Raw genomic sequence first — 23,045 nt, forward strand, 5'->3', positions numbered from 1 at the left:
GCCTGCGCTATGGCGAGCCGTTGCCGCATCCCCTGCGAGTAGGTGCGGGTCTCCGGCGCTTCGCCGTTCCGGGGCGGGGCGGCGGGCGGGTCGGTGGGCGGGGGGACGGGCGTGTACGACTCAGGTCGTACGCGGGCGGCTCCGATGGCCGTAAGAGTGACGGAGATCGTGGACGCCGGACCGATGGCGGCGGGGCCGCGGATTCCTAGCGTGGTTCCCGAGCGATCGCGAGTACGGAGCGAGCAGGCAGCGAGCAGGCAGCGCGCGCCGGCCCGAGCGCCGAACCGAGCCCGAAGAGACCACGAAGGAGTCACCGTGACCAGCACGTTCACCGACCCGCCCGGGGGAGCCCCTACCGCCGCGGCGCCGCCGGCCGTCACCGCCGAGGGCGTGTCCAAGGTGTACGGGTCCGGTGACGCGGCCGTGCACGCGTTGCGCGGCGTCAGCGTCGGGTTCGGGCGGGGCGCGTTCACCGCGATCATGGGCCCGTCCGGGTCCGGGAAGTCGACGCTGATGCACTGCCTCGCCGGGCTGGACACCGTCACCGGCGGCCGCATCATGCTCGGCGACGCGGAGATCACCCGGATGGGCGACCGGCAGCTGACGCTGCTGCGCCGCGACCGGGTCGGCTTCGTGTTCCAGGCGTTCAACCTGCTTCCGACCCTCACCGCCGAGCAGAACATCCTCCTGCCGCTGGAACTGGCCGGACGCAAGCCGGACCGCGCCTGGTTCCAGCAGGTCGTGGACGTCCTCGGCCTGGGCGACCGCCTCGGGCACCGTCCGTCGGAGCTGTCGGGCGGCCAGCAGCAGAGGGTGGCGTGCGCGCGCGCCATCGTCGCCCGTCCCGAAGTCATCTTCGCGGACGAGCCGACAGGCAACCTGGACTCGCGGGCAGGCGCGGAGGTTCTTGCGTTCCTGCGCGCGTCTGTCCGCGAGATGGGCCAGACGATCGTGATGGTCACCCATGACCCGGTCGCCGCCTCCTACGCCGACCGTGTGGTCTTCCTGCGCGACGGTGAGATCGTCTCCGAGATCCTCCAGCCGACCCCGGAGACCGTCCTGGACCGGCTCAAGGCTCTGGGGGCGTGATGCTGAAAACGACCCTGGCGGGTCTGCGCGCCCACAAACTCCGTCTTCTTCTCACCGCGGTGGCCATCACCCTCGGCGTCGGCTTCATTTCCGGCACGTTCGTCTTGACCGACACCATGAACAAGGGCGTCGCCAAGACGTTCGCACGGTCGGCCGACAAGGTCGACGTCGCCGTCGTCCCCGATGAGCACGCGGCCGACGGCCTACCGATGTCCCTGTTGGAGAAGGTGCGCTCCCTGCCCGGAGTGACCGACGCCCAGGGCGCGGTGAAGGGCGAGGCCGCCCTGGTGGGCAAGGACGGTAAGACGGTCGGCGACTTCCCCACGATGGGCATGTCCGTGCCATCCGGCCGCCTGCTGCGCTACGACATCGATAAGGGACGACCTCCGTCCAACGGTGGCGAGACCGTCATCGACAGCAAAGTCGCCAAGCGTGAGGGCTTCACCGTCGGTGACACGGTGACGGTCCTGGACGCAGAGAACCGGCCGAACCGGTTCGGCGTCGTCGGGCTGGTCGACTTCGGCATCGACCAGGAGGCGAGCATCTTCGGCGCGGTCGGGTTCGACCCGGCGACCGCGGTCCGGATGACCGGCCAGAAGACCTACCAGGAGATCGACATCGCGGGCACGGCGTCGCCGGCCGCGGTGAAGGCCGCCGTAGGCTCCGGCCAGCGCGTCTACACGGGCAAGGAGCTCGGCGCGAAGCTGGCGAAGGCGGCGGGCGCCGACACGGAGATCATCCGCGCCGGCCTGCTGATCTTCGCGCTGGTCGCGATGCTGGTGTCGGCGCTGGTCATCTACAACACGTTCGCGATCCTGGTCGCCCAGCGGATGCGGGAGATGGCGCTGCTGCGCTGCGTCGGCGCGACCCGCCGGCAGATCTTCGGCGGCGTCCTCACCGAGTCCGCGGTGGTGGGCCTGACCGGTTCGCTGCTCGGCATCGCCGCCGGCGTCGGGCTGGGGCAGGGCGCGCTCGTCCTGGTCAGCAGGCTGAACGGCAACATCGCCCTCACCGCGCCGTCCCTCGCGCTGCGGACGGTCCTGATCGGCCTCGCGGTCGGCGTCCTCGTGACCGTGCTGTCGGCGCTGCTGCCCGCCCGCGCGGCCACCGGCGTCGCGCCCGTCCAGGCCCTGCGCGCCGAGACCGAGCCGGGCGGCGGACGCTTCCGGCTCGGCGCCTGGCGCACCGCCGCCGCCGTCCTGCTCGGCGCCGCCGGCCTCGCGATCGGCCTGTACGGCGCGCTGGTGATGAAGGAGGGCCAGACCGCGATGTTCGCCGTCGCGTTCTCCGGCTGCGTCTTCTTCCTCGCGGTGGTCGCCGGGATGCCGGCGCTCGTCCGCCCGCTCGGGCGGTTCGCGGGCGCGATCCCGGCACGGCTCGGCGGCGTCCCCGGACGGCTCGCGGTCGCGAACGCGCGGCGCGCCCCGCGCCGTACCGCCACCACCACGATCGCGCTGACCGTCGGCGTCGGGCTGATGAGCCTGTTCGCGGTCGTCGCGGCGAGCGGCAAGGCGACGGCGGCCAAGGAGCTGGACGAGCAGTTCCCGGTCCAGTTCAGGATCGCCGCCCAGAACGCCGAGAACCTTCCGCGCGCGCTCGGCGACGACCTGCGCAAGCGGCCCGAGGTGGAGCAGGTCGTCGAGGTGCGCGACAAGGAGACCAGGGCCGGCGGTCAGGAGGCGTCGATCACCACGGTGACCGCGTCCGCGTGGGGCACGATCGCCAAGCCGAAGATGAAGACCGGTTCGGTCTCCGATCTGAAGCCGGGCACCGCCCTGGTGGACGAGAGCGCCGCGAACGTCCCGGGATGGCAGGTCGGCAAGACCCTCCAGATCAAGACGCTGCACGGCGCCGTCCCCGTCAGGATCAGCGGGACGTACAAGCTGGGCGGCCAGTTCAGCGGGATCGTCGTCCCCGAGGCCGACTTCGTCCGGTACTTCGGCGCCGTGGACCCGGCCGAGATCTTCGTCAAGACCAGCGACGCGATCTCATCCGACCGGGCGCGCACGGCCGTCGACCAGGCCGCGCTGCCGTACCCGGCCGCGAAGGTGGAGTCCACCGCCGACTTCGAGGAGCAGCTGGAGAACGCGATCGACATGGTGCTGTTGATCTTCGGCGGGCTGCTCGGCCTCGCGATCGTCATCGCGCTGTTCGGCATCGCCAACACGCTGACCCTCTCGGTCGTGGAGCGGACCCGCGAGTCGGCGCTGCTGCGCGCCCTCGGCCTCACCAAGCGCCAGCTCCGCCGGATGCTGTCGATCGAAGCCGTGGTCATGGCCGTGATCGGCGCCCTGACCGGGGTGGCCCTCGGCATCGCGTTCGGCTGGGCCGCGACCGGCGCGATGGCCGAGGGAGCGGTGTTCGCCCTGCCGTACCTCCAGATCGCCGCTTTCGTCCTGCTCGCCGGCCTCGCCGGGACGCTCGCCGCCGTCATGCCCGCGCGGCGCGCCGCCGGGACGTCCATCGTCGAGTCCCTCGCGCATGACTGAATGGGAGGCCGGGGTGGCGTCCGCCACCCTCCGGACCGCGTGACCGGGGGCCATGGGTACTCTGGTTCGCGCCCGTCCGGTACCTACCTGTGAGGACTGGAACGAACCGATGGACCCACATGCCCCCGGCGTGCCCGGAAACAGCCCGGAGGCCCCGCAGGACAGGCCCGCGCGGCTCGCGGTCGGCGTCGTCGGCGCCGGCCGCGTCGGCACGGCGCTCGGCGCCGCGCTGTCCCGCGCGGGCCACCGCGTCGTCGCCGCGACCGCCGTGTCCGACCGGTCGCGGACCCGCGTCGAGGAATGCCTCCCCGAGGCGGCCGTCGCGACACCGCAGGACGTGGTGGCCGCCGCCGACCTGGTGCTGCTGACCGTCCCCGACGACGAACTGCCCGAACTCGCGTCCGGCCTGGTCGCCGCGGGCGTCCCCGTCGCGGGCAAGCTGGTCGTGCACACCAGCGGGCGCTACGGGACCGCCGTCCTCGACTCCCTCACCCGGGCCGGCGCGCTTCCGCTGGCCCTGCACCCGGTGATGACCTTCACCGGACGCCCGGACGACGTGAACCGGCTCACCGGCATCTCGTTCGGCGTCACCTCGCCGGAGCCGCTGCGCCCGGTCGCGGAGGCGCTCGTCCTCGAAATGGGCGGCGAGCCCGTCTGGATCGCCGAGGACGCCCGCCCGCTGTACCACGCTGCGCTCGCCGGAGGCGCGAACCACCTGGTCACCCTCGTCGTCGAGTCGATGGACCTGCTGAACCGCGCCGGCGTGGCCGAACCCGGCCGCATGCTCGGCCCGCTCCTCGGCGCGGCCCTCGACAACGGCCTGCGCCTCGGCCTCGACGGCCTCACCGGCCCGGTCGCCCGCGGCGACGCAGGCACGGTCTCGGGCCATGTCGCCGAACTCGCCAAGGTCTCCCCGGAGAGCCGCCGCGCCTACGTCGCCCTGGCACGACTCACCGCCGACCGCGCGCTGGGCGCCGGGCTGCTCAAGCCCGAAGACGCCGAACGCCTCCTGGAAGCCCTGGCCGATTGACCCCGCCCACCCCCAAACCCCGCCCACCCGCCGCGCCCCACCCGACCGCGGCGCCCCGCCCGGCTGCGGCGGCTCACGCGGTTGTGGCGGCCCGCCCGACTGTGGCGTCCCACGCGGCTCTGGTGTCCCGGCCCGGCTGCGGCGGCCAGGCAGGTCGTGGCGGCTCGCGCGGCCTGCGGCGGCCCATGCGGCCCGCGTCCTCCCACCGGGCTGCGGCGGCTCGCGCGGCCGTGGCGTGCCACCCGGCTGTGGCGGCCAGGCAGGTTGTGGGGGCTCGCGCGGGTGCGGTGGGGCGGCAGGCCGGGACAGTGGTGATCGGGAAGTGTCCGTTCCGGGGCGGACGTTCAGAGAACGGACGTCCGGAGACCGGGTGCCCAGGGTGATGTGGGAGGTCGATTGAAACCCGTCATTGCGCGGACGCCGCAGGAACTCGCCGCGGCGCGTGCCTGTATCGAGGGGACGCTGGCGTTCGTCCCCACCATGGGCGCGCTGCATGAGGGGCATCTGTCCCTGATGCGGCAGGCACGCGGCAGCGCCGACGCCGTCGCCGTCAGCATCTTCGTCAACCCGCTCCAGTTCGGCCCCGGTGAGGACTTCGACCGCTACCCGCGAACGTTCGACGCCGACATCGCGGCGTGCGCCCGCGAGGGCGTCGACCTGATCTTCGCGCCGACCCGCGAGATCATGTATCCGGACGAACCGCAGGTCACGCTCAAGTCGGGCCCGATGGGCGAGGTCGTCGAGGGCGCGGCCCGCCCCGGCCACTTCGACGGGATGCTCACCGTCGTGCTGAAGCTGCTCAACCTCGTCCGCCCCGACGTGGCGATCTTCGGTGAGAAGGACGCGCAGCAGCTGGCGATGATCCGCCGCATGGTCGCCGACCTGAACGTGCCCGTGCGGGTCATGGGCGGCCGGACCGTCCGCGAACCGGACGGGCTGGCCCTCTCCAGCCGCAACCGCTACCTGTCCGCTGCCGAGCGCGGGACGGCCCTCGCCCTGTCGCGCGCGCTCCGGGCCGGCGCGGACGCCGCCGCCGAGGGGCCGGACGCGGTCCTGGACGCGGCCCGCGCCGTCCTCGACAAGGCCGCGGCCGCCGACCCGCCCCTCGCACTCGACTACCTCGTCCTCGTCGACGCGGCGACCTTCGCCCCGGCCGCCGCCGGCGGCCCCGCCGTCCTCGCCGTCGCCGGCCGCGTCGGCGCCACCCATCTCATCGACAATGTTCACCTCCAGCTCGGCAAGGAGCACTGATGTTCCGGACGATGTTCAAGTCCAAGATCCACCGCGCCACGGTGACCCAGGCGGACCTGCACTACGTCGGCTCGCTCACCATCGACCAGGACCTGATGGACGCCGCCGACCTGCTTCCCGGCGAGCAGGTCTCGATCGTGGACATCGACAACGGCGCCCGCCTGGAGACCTACCTGATCGCCGGCGAGCGCGGCTCCGGCGTCATCGGCATCAACGGCGCCGCGGCCCGGCTCGTCCAGCCCGGCGACCTGGTGATCATCATCAGCTACGCCCAGCTGGCCGACGCCGAGGCCCGCGAGTTCGTCCCCACGGTGGTCCACGTCGACCGCGCCAACAAGATCATCTCCCTCGGCTCGGACCCCGCCGAGCCCGTCCCCGGCACCAAGACCACCCGCGGCGACCTCGTCCACGGCTGACCCGGAGCCGAGCCGCACCAAGTCGACCCGGCGACTACGGCGACCTGGTCCACGGCTGACCCGGGCCCGAGCCGCGGCGAGTCGACCGGGCGACTATGCCACCTGTTCGAGTCGGGCATCCTCGACCCGGCGGAGGTGATCCGGCGGAGGTGATCCGGCCGAGGTGACCCGGCCGAGGTGTCCCGGCGGAGGTGACCGGTCCGCGCTGCGGGACGCCCTCGTCGATCGCCGCGCTGCGCCTGACCATCGGGGCCGTCCTCGCGGCGAAACCCGAGAAGCCCGAGAAGTCTGTGAAGTGTCCTGCGGGTGGGTTTGAGGCGGCCGTGTGAGGGCGCTGGAGTGGGGTGGTTCGCCGGGAATGCGGGGGGCGGGCGTTCGAGTTCTCCGGAGTTAGAGTCATAATGACGAGAACCGAGATCTCCGGAGGAGGGCCAATGATCCCTTCCGTTCTCCACGCCCCCGCGCCCGGCTGGACCACCGAGGCCGACATCGTCGTCATCGGCTCCGGCATCGCCGGTCTGGTCGCCGCGCTGCAGTGCCGTCCGCACGGGCGGGTGCTGCTCGTCACCAAGGCCCTCCTGGACGCCGGGTCGACCCGCTGGGCGCAGGGCGGGATCGCCGCCGCGCTCGCCCCGGACGACACCCCCGAGGAGCACCTCGCCGACACCCTCGTCGCAGGCGTCGGCCTGTGCGACGAGGGCGCCGTCTGGACGCTCGTCACCGAGGGACCGGACGCCGTCCGCGGGCTCATCGAACTCGGCGCCGCGTTCGACCGCGCCGGTGACGGCGGCATCGCGCTGACCCGCGAGGGCGGCCACCACCGGCGCCGCATCGCGCACGCCGGCGGGGACGCCACCGGCGCCGAGATCAGCCGCGCCCTCCTCGCCGAGCTCAAGGACTCCGGCGTCGAGGTCATCGAGCACGCGCTCGTCCTCGACCTCCTCAAGGACGCCGCCGGACGCGCCGCCGGCATCACCCTGCACGTCATGGGCGAAGGGCAGCCGGGCGGCGTCGGCACCGTCCGCGCCCGCGCCGTCGTCCTCGCCACCGGCGGGCTCGGCCAGGTGTTCTCCGCCACGACCAACCCCGAGGTGTCGACCGGCGACGGCGTGGCGCTCGCGCTGCGCGCCGGGGCCGAGGTCACCGACCTGGAGTTCGTCCAGTTCCACCCGACGGTGCTGTGGCTCGGCGAGGGCGCGACCGGGCAGCAGCCGCTCATCTCCGAGGCCGTCCGCGGCGAGGGCGCCCACCTCGTCGACCACGACGGCGTCCGCTTCATGGTCGGGCGGCACGAACTCGCCGAACTCGCTCCGCGCGACGTCGTCGCCAAGGGGATCACGACCCGGATGCACGAGACCGGCGCGCCCTGCATGCTCCTGGACGCCCGCCACTTCGGCGCCGCGACGTGGGAGCACCGCTTCCCGACCATCCTGGCCGCCTGCCGGCACCACGGCATCGACCCGGTGACCGAGCCCATCCCGGTCATCCCCGCCGCGCACTACGCCAGCGGAGGCGTCCGCACGGACCTCCACGGCCGCACGTCCGTCCCCGGCCTCTACGCCTGCGGAGAGGTCGCCTGCACGGGCGTCCACGGCGCCAACCGCCTGGCCTCCAACTCCCTCCTGGAGGGCCTGGTCTTCGCCACCCGCATAGCCACAACCCTCCCCGCCGACCTGAAAGCCGTCCCGACCCCGACCCCGACCCCGACCCCGACCCCGACTCCGACTCCGACCGGTGCTGGGCGGGGGCTGATTGCGGGGGAGGGGCGGGGGGAGATTCAGCGGATCATGACCTCGTGCGTTGGGGTGTTGCGGGGGGCCGAGGGGCTCGAGCGGGCCGTGCGGGAGTTGGGGGCGCTCGCGGGGCGGGGCGCGGAGGCGGGGGTGGCGGCCTGGGAGGCCACCAACCTGTACACCGTCGCGTCCGCGATCGCGGCGGCGGCGCGGCGCCGGGAGGAGACGCGCGGGAGCCACTGGCGGGAGGACTTCCCCGAGCGGACCGACGGCGCCTGGCATGGTCACCTCGTGACGCGGCTGGCCGGGAACACTCTGACGACCACATACGAACCTCTGGAAGGACAGCGCTCATGACACCGGAACTCTCGCAGCGTCTCGGCGCCGCCGGGCTCGATCCACAAACTGTGGAAAACCTCGTCCGGACCGCGCTGGCCGAGGACGGGGACGTCGACGTCACCAGCATGCCGATCTTCGCGCCCGAGGACACCGCGGCGGGGGACCTGCGCGCACGCGAGGACGGCGTCGTCGCCGGCATCCCCGTGGCCTGCGTCGTGTTCGAACTGCTGGACGTCGCCTACGAGGCGAAGGCCGAGGACGGCGACCGGGTCGCGCCGGGGCAGGTACTCATCTCCGTCAGCGGGCAGACCAGGGCGGTGCTGAGGGCCGAGCGGACGGCCTTGAACCTGCTCACGCACCTGTCCGGGATCGCGACGGCCACCCGGCAATGGGCGGACGCCATGGACGGCACCAAGGCCAGGGTGCGCGACACCCGCAAGACCCTTCCCGGCCTGCGCGCCCTGCAGAAGTACGCCGTCTACTGCGGCGGCGGGGTCAACCACCGGATGGGCCTGCACGACGCCGCGCTCATCAAGGACAACCACATCGCGGCGGCGGGCGGCGTCACCAAGGCGTTCGAGGCGATCCGCGCCGTGTACCCGTCCCTGCACGTCCAGGTGGAGTGCGACACCCTCGCACAGGTGGAAGAGGCGCTCGCGGTGGGCGCGACGAGCATCCTGCTCGATAACATGACGGACGCCGAGATGGCCGAGGCGGTACGCCTTGTCGAGGGGCGGGCCGAGCTCGAGGCCAGCGGTGGCCTTACCCTGGACCGGGCCCGAGACGTCGCCGTGACCGGGGTGGACTACCTTGCCGTCGGCGCGCTGACGCACTCGGCGCGCGTGTTCGACATCGGCCTTGACTTTTCCTGACCAGCGGGGACCTGATGCTGCTCACCATCGACGTCGGTAACACCCAGACCGTCCTCGGCCTGTTCGAGGGCGATGAGGTGATCGAGCACTGGAGGATCAACACCGATCCGCGGCGGACCGCCGACGAGATCGCGGTGGTCCTGCAGGGGCTCGTCCAGCAGAGCCCGCTGCTGGCCGAGACCGACATCAGCGGCATCGCGCTGTGCTCCACGGTCCCGTCGGTCCTGCACGAGATGCGGGAGATGTGCCGCCGCTACTACGGCGACGTGTCCGCGGTGATCGTGGAGCCGGGGGTGAAGACGGGCGTCCCGGTCCGCATGGACAACCCCAAGGAGGTCGGCGCCGACCGCATCGTGAACGCGCTCGCCGCCGTCCACACCCATGGCGGGCCCGCGATCGTGGTCGACTTCGGTACCGCGACGACGTTCGACGCCGTGTCCGCGAAGGGCGAGTACGTGGGCGGCGCGATCGCCCCCGGCATCGAGATCTCGATAGACGCGCTGTCGTCGCGCGGTGCCCAGCTCCACAAGATCGAGCTGGTCCGGCCGCGCAGCGTCATCGCGAAGAACACCGTCGAGGCCCTGCAGTCCGGCATAATCTTCGGTTTCGCCGGACAGGTGGACGGCATCGTCGAGCGCATGTCGGACGAACTCGCCGCTGATCCCGCGGAGGTCACGGTCATCGCGACCGGCGGCCTCGCCCCGCTCGTGCTGGAGGAGTCCCGCTGCATCGACGTGTTCGAGCCGTGGCTGACCCTCATCGGCCTCCGCCTCATCTACGAGCGCAACACCCCCTAGCGGCGCACGTCGTTCGCGGCGCGTCCGGCCGGGTGGATAGCCTTGGGACGTGAGTGACGAGACCTTCGACGAGCTCCCGGAGCAGATGCGCGTGCGCCGGGAGAAGCTCGACCGGCTCCGCGAGAGCGGGATCGATCCCTACCCGGTGACCTTCCCCCGGACGGCGACGATCGCCGAGATCCGGGAGAAACACCCGGACCTGGAACCGGGCACCGAGACGGGCGAGAAGGTCGGCGTCACCGGTCGCGTCATGCTGGTCCGCAACACCGGCAAGCTGTGCTTCGCCACGATCCGGGACGGCGGCGGCGACATCCAGGTGATGCTGTCGCTGGCCAAGGTCGGGCAGGAGCAGCTCGACTTCTGGAAGCGGGAGGTCGACCTCGGCGACCACATCGGTGTGGAGGGCGAGGTCATCACGTCCCGCCGCGGCGAGCTGTCCATCATGGCCGACCGGTTCGCCATCACGTCCAAGTGCCTGCGTCCCCTGCCGGAGAAGCACGCCGGGCTCACCGACCCGGAGGCGCGCGTCCGGCACCGGTACGTCGACCTGATCGTCAACGACGAGTCGCGGAAGATGGCACGGCTCCGCAGCGCGACCGTGCGCGCGGTCCGGGACTTCTGGCATGAGGAGGGCTACCTCGAGGTCGAGACGCCCATGCTGCAGCCCATCCATGGTGGGGCGGCGGCACGTCCGTTCAGGACGCACATCAACGCGTACGACATGGACCTCTACCTCCGTATCGCGATCGAGCTGTACCTGAAGCGGCTCGTCGTCGGCGGCATCGAAAAGGTCTTCGAGATCAACCGGAACTTCCGGAACGAGGGCGCGGACTCCACGCACAACCCCGAGTTCACGATGCTGGAGGCCTACGGAACGTACCTCGACTACAACGACATGGCCGACCTGACCCAGCGGATGTACCAGAAGGCCGTCGTCGCCGCTCTGGACACCACCGTCGTCGTCCATGACGGAGTGGAGATCGACCTCGGGCTGCCGCGGTGGCCGCGGATCACGCTCTACGGGTCGGTGTCGGAGAAGCTGGGCGAGGAGGTCACCCCGCACACGCCGATCGAGGACGTCCGCAAGCTCGCGGACGCGCACGGCATCTCGTGGGACCCCAAGTGGGGGCAGGGCAAGCTCGTCCAGGAGATCTTCGAGGAGCTGATCGAGCACACCCTCGTCCAGCCCACGTTCGTCATGGACTACCCGGTCGAGACGTCGCCGCTGACCCGCCAGCACCGCGCGGAGCCCCTGCTCACCGAGAAGTGGGACCTCATCGGCTTCGGGACGGAACTCGGCACCGCGTACTCCGAGCTGGTCGACCCCGTCGAGCAGCGCCGCCGGCTCACCGAGCAGTCGCTGCTCGCCGCGGGCGGCGACCCGGAGGCGATGCAGCTGGACGAGGACTTCCTGCGCGCCCTGGAGTACGCGATGCCGCCGACGGGCGGGATGGGCGCCGGCATCGACCGGATGATCATGGCGTTCACCGGCAAGGGCATCCGGGACACGATCCTGTTCCCGCTGGTCAAGCCCGAATAGTGACCGGCAGGTCACGCAGGCCCCGCAGGACGAGGTTGTCCCGGTAGACGAGGCCGCCTCCCGCCGGGCCGCCTCCTGCGGGGGCGGCCCCCGCGGGGGCGGTTCCGGCGAGGGCCACGTCGCGCTCGAAGAGCTTCTTCAGCGCGACCTGGCCCTCCAGCCGGGCCAAGGGCGCCCCTAGGCAGAAGTGGATGCCGTGCCCGAACGACAGGTGGCGCGGCGTGTCGCGTCCCTCGGTGTAGCGCGTCAGGTCGAGGCGGTCGGGATCGTCGAAAACGGCCGGGTCGCGGTTGGCGGCGCCGGTCAGCAGCAGGACGAGCTTTCCGCGTTCGAGGAGCGTCCCGTCCAGGTCGACGTCCTCCAGGGCGGCCCTGAGCGTGAGCTGGACGGGCGGGTCGTAGCGCAGCAGTTCCTCGACGGCCGCTTGGACGTTCCCAGGGCGTGCACGGAACAACTCCAACTGCGCGGGATCACGGAGCAACGCCAGCGCGCCGTTCCCGATGAGGTTCACGGTCGTCTCATGGCCCGCCACGAGAAGCAGGACGCACGTGGCGAGCAGTTCCTCCTCCGACAGGACGTCCCCGCCGTCGGAGACGCTCACAAGGGCGCTCAGAAGGTCGTCCTGCGGCTGGCGGCGCCGTTCGTCCGCCAGTTGCCTGAAGTACTCCGCGAACTCCGCACGGGCCGTCTCGCGCTCGGCGATCTCGGCCTCCGGCAGGAGGAAGTCGGGGTCGAGGCCGCGCGCGAGGCTGTCGGACCAGCCTTTGAACAGGTCGCGGTCCCTCGCGGGGACGCCGAGCATCTCGCTGATCACGATGACCGGGAGCGGATACGCCAGCGCCGCGATCAGGTCGACCTCGCCGGACATCCCGTCCAGCAGCCCGTCGACCAGCGCCTCCACGCGCGGCCGCAGCCGCTCGACGAGCCGCGGGGTGAACGCCTTGCCGACCAGCCGCCTGAGGCGGGTGTGGTCGGGCGGGTCCATCGTCAGGAACGACCGGTTCCGTGTCCGCGACTCGCGCCACAGCCCGCCGCCCTCGGGGCGGTGCCCGAACCGGGGGTCGCGCAGCACCTGCTCGCAGAGGCTGTAGGACGTGGTCACGCGGAGGCCGACGTCCGTGCGGTGCACGCGGGTTCCGGCGGACGCGAGACGGCGGTAGTGGGCGTAAGGGGCGGCCCGGAAGGCCGGGTCCCCCGGATCGAACCCGAGGACCGCCGCGGCCTCGGCCTCCACGACCTGCCCCGTCCTGTCCTCCATGCCCTAAGTCACCCGGATCTGAGACGATCTGTCAATAGCCCGCGCCCCGCCGCCCCGTCGCTCGGGCCGCCTGGCGGCGCCCTTGACGGGGCGGGCGTTAAGCGCTTTCGCGGATGACCAGTTCGGGCCGCTGGACGACCTGGCGGTGCTGGTGCGACTTGCCCTCGCTCAGCTCGGCCAGCGCCAGCTCGGCGGCCTCCCAGCCAAGTTCGCGGCGCGGCTGCCGGATCGTGGTCAGCGGGACGGCGGCGCTCGCGGCGAGTTCGATGTCGTCGTAGCCGATGACGGCGATGTCGTCCGGGACGCGGACACCGAGGCGGGTCAGCTCGTTGATCAGGCCGATGGCCAGCAGGTCGTTGGCGCAGAACACCCCGTCGGGCCGCGGCGACATCGCCACGACCTCGTGGGCCGCGGCCTGGCCCTCGGTGGGGCTCAGCGCGTCCTGCACCAGCGTGCGGGGCTTGCCGAAGCCCGCCTCGGCGATCGTCCGGGCGGCGCCGTCCCGGCGCTCCACGCATGGCTGCGGCTCCGGGACGCCGGTCACGAAGACGATCCGCTCGCGGCCGATGCCGAGCAGGTACGCGGCGGCGATCTCCCCGCCCGCGACATGGTCGACCCGCGCCGAGCACGCCTGCGGCGAGTCGCGGTCGATCAGCACCACGGCCATGCCGGCGGCGCGCAGCCGGGAGATGTCGCCGGGCCGCAGCCCGACGGGGATGATCAGTACCCCGGCGGCGCGCTGCTCGGCCAGGAGTTCCAGCGAGCGGCGCTCCTTGGCGGACTGGTGGTCGCTGGAGAGCCACAGGGCGTCGTGGCCCGCCTCGTTGAGCGCGGCCTCGGCGCCGCGCGCGACGTCGGACGCGTAGGGGTTGGTGAGGTCCTCGACGACGATGCCGAAGGCCCGGCGCGGCTGGTCGCCGAACTCGCCCGCGGTGCGGTCGGGGCCCCGGCGGAGCCGGCGCGCGGACTCGTTCCGCACGAATCCGAGCTCCTCGATCGCCGCGCGGACGCGGTCACGGGTAGCTTCGGCCACGAGGTCTGGCCGGTTTAGGACATTCGAAACGGTCCCAACTGAGACTCCAGCCCGCCTCGCGACCTCACGAATACTGGTCTGTGGCAACTCGCTCCTCGTCCCGCTCCGGGGGTGTTCTCCCAGGTAGTGGAGTTATACGCGGCATGCCGCCGATAATGCGGACACGGTGTGTAGTCAAACGGTCGCATACCGCATTTGGACAGCGCTTGACGGGCCGGATCCGGCCGCCTAGCGTTCCGAGCCGAAGCGTAGCTTGAAACGATTCACGATCTTGCTCCGCGGCGGGATCTGGCGAGTCCAACGAGGAGGGACGGGTGCGGATGGCTGGCGATCTCATCCCGGCTCCCTCGGACGGCCAACGACTGAATCGTCACCCGGAGTTCCCCCGAACGACCCCGCAATCGGCCATGCGGCCACCTCCGGCCAAGCTCGCGAGACGGCAAAGGAACCCGATGATCTAAGTCCGGAAGGCTCCGGACCCGGCAACCCAACGCGCGTACAGAGGCCCAACCCGTGCCTGTGCAGCGGACGGCTGCATCCCCGCGGTCATCACCACGGACGAGGGAGGACGGAGTGGAAACAGCCACACTCGCACGTCGTGGCACCGACGATTTCGGGCTGAGCGAGGAGGAGATCCGGTTGCTCGCCCAGATCGCGAGCGGTGTCACCGCCGATGTGGCGGCACGGAAGCTGGAGCTGAGCGCACGGACCTTGCGGCGCCGGTTGCGGACCATCTGCGACCGGCTGGAGGTCAACACCCCTATCGAGGCCGTGGTGTGGGCGGCCCGAAGGCAGCTCATCTAGCTTCACCCCCCGACGCTCGCCAGGGGACGGGCGAGCGTCACCGAGAGATCCAGACGGCGAACACAGTCGAATCCCGTCCGACCCCGCAGCGGCGGCGCCGGCGCCCTGGCAGGTAGGTCCCTGCAGGAGGCGTCGCCGCGGACGGCGTTCGAACCCCCGCGCCCACGGATCTCTTCGCCGTGCGCGAATCCGGGTGGGTTCCGGGTGCGGGTTCCAGGTGCGGCGCGGGTCAAGCGCGGGTCAGGCGACCCGGACGCCGCCGGCGAAGGGACGTCCGGCCATGGAGGCGATCTTCACGACGTCACCGGTGTGCGGCGCGTGGATCATCTTGCCGTTGCCGATGTACATCCCCATGTGGTGGAGATCGGAGTAGAAGAACACGAGGTCGCCCGGCTGGAGCTGGCTGCGCGACACGTGCGTGCCCGCGTTCCACTGGCTGCCGGTGTAGTGCGGGAGGTTGATGCCCACCTGCCGGTAGGCCCACATCGTGAGGCCGGAGCAGTCGAAGGTGCTCGGGCCGGAGGCGCCCCAGACGTAGGGGCGTCCGAGCTTGCCCATCGCGTACCGCAGCGCCTGCGCGGCCTTGCCGGTACCGAGGACGGGGAGCTTGGCGAGCGCCGCGGGGTCCCGCTTGATGATCGTGCCGCGGATCTTCTCGTACGCGTCGGTGATCTTCTTGCGCTGCGCGTCGAGCTCGGTCCGCAGCGACTTGACCTGCTGGGCGCGCGCCTCGGAGGACTTGCGGGCGCGCTGCGCGGCCTGCATGGCCTGCATCAGCCCGAGGACCTTGGTGCTGTCCTGCTTGGCGAAGTAGTGCAGGGTCGCGGCCTGGTCGAGGACGGCCTGCGGGTCCTGGGAGGCGACGAACGAGACCGTCGGGTCCGAACCGCCCTGCATGTAGCTGGTCGCGGCGAGGGCGCCGACCTTCTGGCGGATCGCCTCGAGCGACTTCTCCTGCCGCTTGGCGTTCTCCGTGGCGACCTTGGCGGCGCGCTTGGACTGCGCGAACTTCACCTTCATGCCGTTGTACTGCTCGGTGAGCTGTTCCAGCTGGTCGGCGAGCTTGAACGCCTTGGAGGTGAGCTCCTTGGTGGACGGCTCAGGGTCGGCGTGCGCGACGGCGATGGTGTGCGGGGCGATGACGTGCGGTGCGGCCGTCAGCGCGATGAACGCACCGGCCACGGTGACCGCGCGGCCGCAGAATCGTGAAAGGGAAGCAGGCCGCGATTGCTGCACGAATTCTCCTCTCCTCGTCCGCCTACCGGGTTAGCTGACGGGTTGGGGCTGGAGCAGCCCGTCCGCGAGCGTGCGCGGGTCGTACCGCGGCGTTGCGGATTCACCCCTCACGGCTGCGGACCGGGGGCGGCCCCGGACGCTCCGAAAAGTGGGTCCCCGGCTCCCGGGGCGCTGGTTGCGGCCCTCGGATTCGGCGGTTCGGCCTCCGTTCTGCGGGTGGCCGACGTCAGCGGGACACTAACGGAACGCGCAATGGATGCCAACCAGAACCCATGAAATCGCAGGTCGCCAGGGCGGGGCGCGACGGTGTGCCGAGTACGCACCGTGTTGGGAACTGTGTTTTGAGTCACTTTTTCGAGGGGGAACGACTCGCGGACGACTCGGCCTAGTCGTTTTTATCTAGTCACACATGCAGAACGCCCACCGCACGTCTGTGGACGTATGTGTTCGGGCGGGGACGCGTGCGTTCGGTCCGACCCGGTGTTCGATAATCTCGCCTGTTTGTGGAGGTCGTGATCCGGCGTGCCCGCACCGCCGACGTTCAGGAGATACGCAGGCTGGTCGATCTGTACGCCGGATCGGGGCGCCGCCTGCTGAAGAAGAGCACGGTGAAGCTGTACGAGGACGTCCAGGAGTTCTGGGTCGCCGAGGACGTCCGGCAGGGGTCGCCGGGGCCCGTCATCGGCTGCGGCGCGCTGCACGTGATGTGGGAGGACCTTGCGGAGGTCCGCTCCGTCGCCGTGGACAAGGGCCACGGCGGACGCGGCATCGGGCATCGCATCGTCACCCGGCTCCTGGACACCGCGCGGGAACTGGGCGTGCGGCGGGTGTTCTGCCTTACCTTCGAGGTGGAGTTCTTCGGCCGCCACGGCTTCCAGCAGATCCTCGGGACTCCGGTGGCGCCAGAGGTGTACGAGGAGCTTCTCCGCTCCTACGACGAAGGCGTGGCAGAGTTCTTGGACCTCGATCGGGTCAAGCCCAATACGTTGGGCAACACCCGGATGTTGCTTCGCCTGGAGGACTGACCCACATGAGCGATTCCCCCAACCGCGGGCGGCGTTACCAGCAGCCGCAGGGGCAGGGCTCCTACGGCCCGCCGCCTCCGTACCAAGGTTCCCAGTGGCAGCAACCCCAGCAGCCTCAGCAACCCCCTCAGCCGTCGACGCAGCAGTGGCAGTCCCAGCCCCAGCAGGACTGGGGGCAGACCTACGAGGCGTCCTACGACCAGTACGGCGACGCCTACGGCGACTCCCAGAGCAGTGAGATGCAGCTCGCCCCGATCCTGCGGCGGGCCGGTGCCAGGGTCATCGACAACGCCCTCGTGGCCGTCTTCGGGTTCGCGCTCGTCCTCCCAGTGACGGTCGCCGCGTTCGGCCTCGGCGAGAAGAGCGGCAGTGACCAGGACGAGGGCGGCATCTGGAACTGGCCCATCATCTTCACCCTGTTCTGCGTCATGTCGGTCCTGCCGTTCCTGTACGAGGCCGTCCAGTTGTCGATGTGGGGACGGACGCTGGGCAAGCGGGTGATGGGCCTGGGGATCGTCCAGGCACGCCCTGCGGGCCGTCCCATGGGCACGACGCAGGCCGTGTGGCGGGCGGGCATCGTCCATGTCGGCTACCAGATCGGTGTCTTCTTCTTCCTCATCCTCGCGGTGATGGTGTGGGAGTACGCCGCGTACGGGATGGCGCTGGTCTGGGTGGGCGGCCTGATGGCCTACCTGTGGGCGATCTGGGACCAGCCCCTGCACCAGGCCCTGCACGACCGTTTCGCCGGCACGCTCGTCATCGATGAGCGGACCGGATACGACGAGTACTCCGAATACACCGAGTACGCGGAGTAGAGCCGCGATGGCGGTTCCCCTTGCCGAACCCGGCCAACGGCTGCTGGCGCGCGTCGTCGACACGCTCGTCGTCGGTGTGCCCGTCATCGTCGTCGTCCGCGAACTGGTGTCCGGGCACATGGTGGACGTCGTCGCGCCGCCCGCCGTGGCGGGCTGCATGTTCCTGTACGAGGCGGTCCAGCTGGCCCTCTGGGGACGGACGCTGGGCAAGCGCTTCGCGGGCATCGAGGTCGTCGCCGCCCTGCCGGCCTCTGCGACCGGCGAGGCGGGCAGGGCGGGTAAGGCGGGCAGGGCCGGCAGGACGGACGCTGAGGCGGGTGGGGCGGTCCTGGGGGGACTTGGGGGCATCCCCGTCTCCGTTCCGGGATTCGTGCCCGTGAGCGTGCCACCGGAAGCCGAGACCACGTCCGAGGGGGCCGCCTCCCCGGGGGACGTCTCGGATGCGGCCGTGCCCGGCGAGGCGGAGGCCGGCGCACATCCCGGCGTTCTGGAGTGCCTTCTCCGTGCCACGGTCTATTCGCTGCCGATCGCGGTGCGCCCGATTCCCGTCCTAGGTGTCCTGGCGAGCGTCTTCTGGGTCGTGAACGCCGGGGTGCTGTTCGAGGGGACGCGGCGCCAAGCCGTCCACGACAGGCTCGCGCGGACGCTCGTGGTAAAACGCACCAGCCGCGATTCCGCGGGCTTGTGAGGCCCCCTGAGGCCCGTTCGGAGGGCCTCAGGGGCGGCTCGATCCCCGCCGCCGTCGCCCGTTCGGCGATCTATCGCAGGACGACGGTATTTGCTTGCCTTCTCCATCCTTCCCCGAGATGCCCGGTCTGTTTCGGACGCCCGCGTTCGTGGGCGAATCCCAGCTTGTTCCGGTTACGGCCCTGAATCCACCGGGATGTGTCGTGTCCCGGATGCCGCCTCCGGATTGAAAGTTGCTTCCCGCGCTGTTGCCGTACCGCCAACTGGGCCGTCTACTGTGTCGCCTACTGCACCGCCAACTGGACCGTCTACTGCACCGTCCGCGGTGTCGCTTCATAGCGGTACCGGACTTACTCTGGATGCGGCGCCGTCTCACCGGAACGGACTTTCCCGGGCGCATGCGCGCGTCGGCGGTTGGTGGACCACGTCCCCCCCCCGCCGATCCAGCCGGAGGACGAAGAACTGGGGGATCAGGCGGTCGGATTGTGCCTCAATCTCCTGATTTCCGGGCTTCAAGTGCGACGGCGGGCTTCAGCGGGATCGCCGATGACCACGTGGATGGCGACTTCCCGTCCGGTGGGCGGGGGGAACCGTGGGCCGTCCGGCGATGGAGCAGATTTTCGGCATCGTCGAGTCAGCCGTTATCCCTCGACATCGGCCGGTCAGGCGATGATCTCCCGAAAGCCGGAGCCCGGCGATCCCGCCGCATTGGGCGGCCGCCTCACCAGGTCAGCGCGGTGCGCCGTGACACCGGTCACGCGCCAAAACCCCGGTCACGCGTCCCTGCCGGGGAATTCACGGGCGTGCCGGGCCGCGCCGGGCCCTCGCGCGGGCCTCGGCGGCTTCGGAAACAGCGATCGCGATTACGGCCGGTCACCACACGAAGGGGACTTCGACCGCATCCCGGTTCATCGCCGAGTCTTGAATTGTCATCTGCGGAGTTCTCGGTATATCTTTGTCAACCGATTGAAAGTTTGCTCCAGCCGAAAGGTCTGTCCCCATGGCACAGAAGGTTCAAGTGCTTCTCGTCGACGACCTCGACGGTGGCGAGGCGGACGAGACCGTAGCGTTCTCGATCGACGGCGCCTCCTACGAGATCGACCTCAGTGGCGCCAACGCAACGAAGCTGCGGGAATCGCTGCAGCCGTTCGTGGAGAAGTCCCGCAAGGCGGGCACGGTCTCGCGTCGCCGCCGGCAGCGCGGCGCGTCCAGCCGGGAACGCAGTGCCGAGATCCGCGCCTGGGCCAAGAACAATGGCATCAAGGTCAATGAGCGCGGACGCATCCCGGCCCACGTGATCGAGCAGTACGAGGCGGCCAGCTGAGCCGGTCTCCACTGGCGGCCCGTCTCCGTTAACGAGACGGGCCGTTCGTCGTTTCACGATCCATCCCCGCCGTGTTATACGACTCGTCCAGTCCCCGCCGCGTTTCCGGCCGTCCAACCTGTGGCGTTTCGGAGCGGTCTGCCGGGTCGCGTTTCCCGGGCCGCCCGATCACGCCGTGTTTCGGGCACCGCCGTTCGCCCGGCTGTTCGTCCGGCTGTTCGCCCGGCCGTTCGTCCGGCTGTTCGCCCGGCCGTTCGTCGGCGGCGTTTCGGCCGTCCGGCCGCATCGGCCGATCCGCGAGACGGATTCGGCCGTTCGCTTGTGGCGTAGTGGCAGCGGGGTTCGGCGCGGACGCGACGAGGTACACAGGCGGCGCGGGCGGGACTCCGACCCCCATTCGGCAAGCTCGGCCGCGCCCCGATCGACCTGCGGAAAGCCCCCGTTCGCTTGCGGCGTAGCGGGAACATGACGCACTGATGCGGTAGTTGGATGAGACTGAACAGCGCTTAGCTGGGGAACGTCTTCTGGTGGGAGTGCACCGGGCGGCCTCCTCGGGGCGGGCTAGCATGCGGAAGGACAGTTCCGGACGTTCCGGACTCTGCCCAACCGCTCTGTGAGGAGCGACGAGATGTTCGAGAGGTTCACCGACCGCGCGCGGCGCGTTGTCGTCCTGGCTCAGGAGGAGGCCAGGATGCTCAACCACAACTACATCGGCACCGAGCACATCCTCCTGGGCCTGATCCACGAGGGCGAAGGTGTCGCTGCCAAGGCTCTGGAGAGCCTCGGGATCAGCCTTGAGGCGGTCCGCCAGCAGGTCGAGGAGATCATCGGCCAGGGTCAGCAGGCGCCGTCGGGCCACATCCCGTTCACTCCGCGTGCCAAGAAGGTCCTCGAGCTGTCACTGCGCGAGGCGCTGCAGCTCGGCCACAACTACATCGGTACCGAGCACATCCTGCTCGGGCTGATCCGTGAGGGCGAGGGCGTCGCCGCCCAGGTGCTGGTGAAGCTCGGCGCCGACCTCAACCGGGTCCGCCAGCAGGTCATCCAGTTGCTGCACGGCTACCAGGGCAAGGAGCCGGCCGCCTCCGGCGGTCCCTCCGAGTCGGCTCCGTCCACCTCCCTCGTCCTCGACCAGTTCGGCCGCAACCTGACGCAGGCCGCGCGCGAGGGCAAGCTGGACCCGGTCATCGGCCGGGACAAGGAGATCGAGCGGGTCATGCAGGTGCTGTCCCGCCGCACCAAGAACAACCCCGTCCTCGTGGGCGAGCCCGGCGTCGGTAAAACGGCCGTCGTCGAGGGCCTCGCGCAGAAGATCGTCAAGGGCGAGGTGCCCGAGACGCTCAAGGACAAGCAGCTCTACACCCTCGACCTGGGCGCGCTGGTCGCGGGCTCCCGGTACCGCGGTGACTTCGAGGAGCGCTTGAAGAAGGTGCTGAAGGAGATCCGCACCCGCGGCGACATCATCCTGTTCATCGACGAGCTCCACACGCTGGTCGGTGCGGGCGCCGCCGAGGGCGCGATCGACGCCGCGTCCATCCTGAAGCCGATGCTGGCGCGGGGCGAGCTGCAGACCATCGGCGCCACCACGCTGGACGAGTACCGCAAGCACCTGGAGAAGGACGCCGCGCTCGAGCGCCGCTTCCAGCCGATCCAGGTCGCCGAGCCGTCGCTGTCGCACACGATCGAGATCCTCAAGGGCCTGCGGGACCGCTACGAGGCGCACCACCGCGTGTCGATCACCGACAGCGCGCTGGTGGCGGCCGCGCAGCTCGCCGACCGCTACATCAGCGACCGGTTCCTGCCCGACAAGGCGATCGACCTGATCGACGAGGCCGGCTCGCGGATGCGCATCCGCCGGATGACCGCGCCGCCGGACCTGCGCGAGTACGACGAGAAGATCGCCGACGTCCGGCGCGACAAGGAGTCCGCGATCGACGCGCAGGACTTCGAGAAGGCCGCGGCGCTGCGCGACTCCGAGAAGCAGCTGCTCGGCCAGAAGGCGCAGCGGGAGAAGGAGTGGAAGGCCGGCGACATGGACGTCGTCGCCGAGGTCACCGACGAGCTGATCGCCGAGGTCCTCGCCACCGCCACCGGCATCCCGGTCTTCAAGCTGACCGAGGAGGAGTCGACCCGGCTCCTGCGCATGGAGGACGAGCTCCACAAGCGCGTCATCGGCCAGCACGACGCCATCAAGGCGCTGTCGCAGTCGATCCGGCGTACCCGCGCCGGCCTGAAGGACCCGAAGCGTCCCGGCGGCTCGTTCATCTTCGCCGGCCCGTCCGGCGTCGGTAAGACGGAGCTGTCCAAGACGCTCGCGGAGTTCCTGTTCGGCGACGAGGACGCGCTGATCCAGCTCGACATGTCCGAGTTCATGGAGAAGCACACCGTCTCGCGGCTGTTCGGCTCCCCGCCCGGCTACGTCGGGTACGAGGAGGGCGGCCAGCTGACGGAGAAGGTCCGCCGCAAGCCGTTCTCGGTCGTCCTGTTCGACGAGATCGAGAAGGCCCACCAGGACATCTTCAACTCGCTGCTGCAGATCCTGGAGGACGGCCGCCTCACCGACGCGCAGGGCCGCGTCGTGGACTTCAAGAACACCGTCATCATCATGACGACGAACCTGGGGTCCAAGGACATCTCCAAGGGCGTCTCGATGGGCTTCGCCCGTCAGAACGACGAGCAGGGCTCGTACGACCGGATGAAGGCGAAGGTGTCGGAGGAGCTGAAGCAGCACTTCCGCCCCGAGTTCCTGAACCGCGTCGACGACACGGTGGTCTTCCACCAGCTCACCCCGAAGGAGATCATCCAGATCGTCGACCTGATGATCGCCAAGGTGGACGACCGGCTGCACGACCGCGACATGGGCATCGAGCTGCGGCAGGAGGCCAAGGACCTGCTGGCGCTGCGCGGCTACGACCCGGTGCTCGGCGCCCGGCCGCTGCGCCGGACGATCCAGCGGGAGATCGAGGACAACCTGTCCGAGAAGATCCTGTACAACGAGCTGAAGGCCGGCCAGATCGTGATCGTCGGGACCGAGGGCTTCGACCCCGACAACAAGGACTCGGTGGAGAACGCCAAGTTCACGTTCAAGGGCGTGCCGAAGCCGACGGGCGTCCCGGACAGCCCGCCGCCCGTCGAGGGCGCGGTCAACTTCAACAAGGACTGACGTCCACGCGAAGGGCCCGCAGCCGGATCACTCCGGCTGCGGGCCCTTCCGCATGGTGCGCCCAGCATGGGCGATTGCTTGGGGGTGAAAGTCCCCTGGAGGAAGAGGTGGTGCTAACTCCGAGCCGGAGGCAAGGGCGTCGTT

The 23,045-nt window shown here is 70.5% G+C and carries 16 protein-coding genes, 1 pseudogene and 1 riboswitch; of the genes and pseudogenes, 14 read left to right on the top strand and 3 right to left on the bottom strand.

The window, feature by feature from the left end:
• Nucleotides 1-315 precede the first annotated feature (315 nt).
• The 8 genes and pseudogenes from ABZ806_RS41310 to lysX all read left to right on the top strand — a co-directional run bounded on the left by ABZ806_RS41310 (nucleotide 316) and on the right by lysX (nucleotide 11,556).
• Nucleotides 316-1,089 (top strand): ABC transporter ATP-binding protein, encoded by a 774-nt coding sequence (locus tag ABZ806_RS41310; RefSeq protein WP_500224273.1) that lies wholly within the window; start codon nucleotides 316-318, stop codon nucleotides 1,087-1,089.
• Nucleotides 1,089-3,578 (top strand): ABC transporter permease, encoded by a 2,490-nt coding sequence (locus ABZ806_RS41315; RefSeq protein ID WP_500224275.1) that lies wholly within the window; start codon nucleotides 1,089-1,091, stop codon nucleotides 3,576-3,578. The genes ABZ806_RS41310 and ABZ806_RS41315 overlap by 1 nt, the downstream gene beginning before the upstream one ends.
• 109 nt (nucleotides 3,579-3,687) lie before the next feature.
• Entirely contained in the window at nucleotides 3,688-4,608 is a 921-nt protein-coding gene (locus ABZ806_RS41320; protein WP_500224277.1) for a Rossmann-like and DUF2520 domain-containing protein, read from the top strand.
• 396 nt (nucleotides 4,609-5,004) lie between these two features.
• Nucleotides 5,005-5,859: a pantoate--beta-alanine ligase gene (gene panC / locus ABZ806_RS41325; protein ID WP_500224279.1), complete on the top strand. Its 855-nt coding sequence runs from the start codon at nucleotides 5,005-5,007 to the stop codon at nucleotides 5,857-5,859.
• Nucleotides 5,859-6,275, top strand: a complete 417-nt coding sequence (gene panD / locus ABZ806_RS41330) for an aspartate 1-decarboxylase (RefSeq protein WP_500224282.1) — start codon at nucleotides 5,859-5,861, stop codon at nucleotides 6,273-6,275. The genes panC and panD overlap by 1 nt, the downstream gene beginning before the upstream one ends.
• A 434-nt stretch (nucleotides 6,276-6,709) precedes the next feature.
• Nucleotides 6,710-9,219 (top strand): annotated as a pseudogene (locus tag ABZ806_RS41335) (L-aspartate oxidase).
• A 14-nt stretch (nucleotides 9,220-9,233) separates the two neighbouring features.
• On the top strand, nucleotides 9,234-10,016 hold the full coding sequence (locus ABZ806_RS41340; RefSeq protein ID WP_500224285.1) for a type III pantothenate kinase: 783 nt from the start codon (nucleotides 9,234-9,236) through the stop codon (nucleotides 10,014-10,016).
• 85 nt (nucleotides 10,017-10,101) lie between these two features.
• The gene (gene lysX, locus ABZ806_RS41345) at nucleotides 10,102-11,556 is read left to right on the top strand and encodes a bifunctional lysylphosphatidylglycerol synthetase/lysine--tRNA ligase LysX (protein ID WP_500224298.1); all 1,455 of its coding nucleotides are present in this window, start codon (nucleotides 10,102-10,104) and stop codon (nucleotides 11,554-11,556) included.
• On the opposite strand, the gene ABZ806_RS41350 is transcribed toward lysX, so the two are convergent.
• Together ABZ806_RS41350 and ABZ806_RS41355 are read right to left on the bottom strand one after the other, a co-directional pair.
• Nucleotides 11,543-12,814 (bottom strand): cytochrome P450, encoded by a 1,272-nt coding sequence (locus tag ABZ806_RS41350; protein ID WP_500224287.1) that lies wholly within the window; start codon nucleotides 12,812-12,814, stop codon nucleotides 11,543-11,545. The two genes, lysX and ABZ806_RS41350, sit on opposite strands and share 14 nt — an antisense overlap.
• Before the next feature lie 97 nt (nucleotides 12,815-12,911).
• Nucleotides 12,912-13,934: a LacI family DNA-binding transcriptional regulator gene (locus tag ABZ806_RS41355; RefSeq protein ID WP_500224288.1), complete on the bottom strand. Its 1,023-nt coding sequence runs from the start codon at nucleotides 13,932-13,934 to the stop codon at nucleotides 12,912-12,914.
• A 486-nt stretch (nucleotides 13,935-14,420) separates the two neighbouring features.
• On the opposite strand from ABZ806_RS41355, the gene ABZ806_RS41360 reads away from it, so the two are divergent.
• Nucleotides 14,421-14,651 (top strand): transcriptional regulator, encoded by a 231-nt coding sequence (locus ABZ806_RS41360; RefSeq protein ID WP_021591725.1) that lies wholly within the window; start codon nucleotides 14,421-14,423, stop codon nucleotides 14,649-14,651.
• Between the two features lie 240 nt (nucleotides 14,652-14,891).
• On the opposite strand, the gene ABZ806_RS41365 is transcribed toward ABZ806_RS41360, so the two are convergent.
• Nucleotides 14,892-15,887, bottom strand: a complete 996-nt coding sequence (locus ABZ806_RS41365; RefSeq protein WP_500224289.1) for a C40 family peptidase — start codon at nucleotides 15,885-15,887, stop codon at nucleotides 14,892-14,894.
• 3 nt (nucleotides 15,888-15,890) lie between these two features.
• Nucleotides 15,891-16,093: riboswitch (cyclic di-AMP (ydaO/yuaA leader) on the bottom strand.
• Between the two features lie 297 nt (nucleotides 16,094-16,390).
• Between ABZ806_RS41365 and ABZ806_RS41370 the strand changes: the two genes are divergently transcribed.
• From ABZ806_RS41370 to ABZ806_RS41390, 5 genes are all read left to right on the top strand, one after another.
• Complete coding sequence (locus ABZ806_RS41370) at nucleotides 16,391-16,912, top strand: amino-acid N-acetyltransferase (protein WP_243714285.1); 522 nt, start codon at nucleotides 16,391-16,393, stop codon at nucleotides 16,910-16,912.
• A 5-nt stretch (nucleotides 16,913-16,917) separates the two neighbouring features.
• Nucleotides 16,918-17,727, top strand: a complete 810-nt coding sequence (locus tag ABZ806_RS41375) for an RDD family protein (RefSeq protein WP_500224290.1) — start codon at nucleotides 16,918-16,920, stop codon at nucleotides 17,725-17,727.
• Between the two features lie 7 nt (nucleotides 17,728-17,734).
• Nucleotides 17,735-18,415 (top strand): RDD family protein, encoded by a 681-nt coding sequence (locus tag ABZ806_RS41380; protein WP_500224293.1) that lies wholly within the window; start codon nucleotides 17,735-17,737, stop codon nucleotides 18,413-18,415.
• A gap of 999 nt (nucleotides 18,416-19,414) precedes the next feature.
• Nucleotides 19,415-19,738 (top strand): histone-like nucleoid-structuring protein Lsr2, encoded by a 324-nt coding sequence (locus ABZ806_RS41385; protein ID WP_131938000.1) that lies wholly within the window; start codon nucleotides 19,415-19,417, stop codon nucleotides 19,736-19,738.
• A gap of 628 nt (nucleotides 19,739-20,366) precedes the next feature.
• Nucleotides 20,367-22,901, top strand: a complete 2,535-nt coding sequence (locus tag ABZ806_RS41390) for an ATP-dependent Clp protease ATP-binding subunit (RefSeq protein WP_500224295.1) — start codon at nucleotides 20,367-20,369, stop codon at nucleotides 22,899-22,901.
• Nucleotides 22,902-23,045 lie beyond the last annotated feature (144 nt).

Origin of the sequence: Spirillospora sp. NPDC047418, assembly GCF_040643275.1 — a bacterium.
In the GTDB taxonomy this organism is placed as follows: Bacteria; Actinomycetota; Actinomycetes; order Streptosporangiales; family Streptosporangiaceae; genus Spirillospora.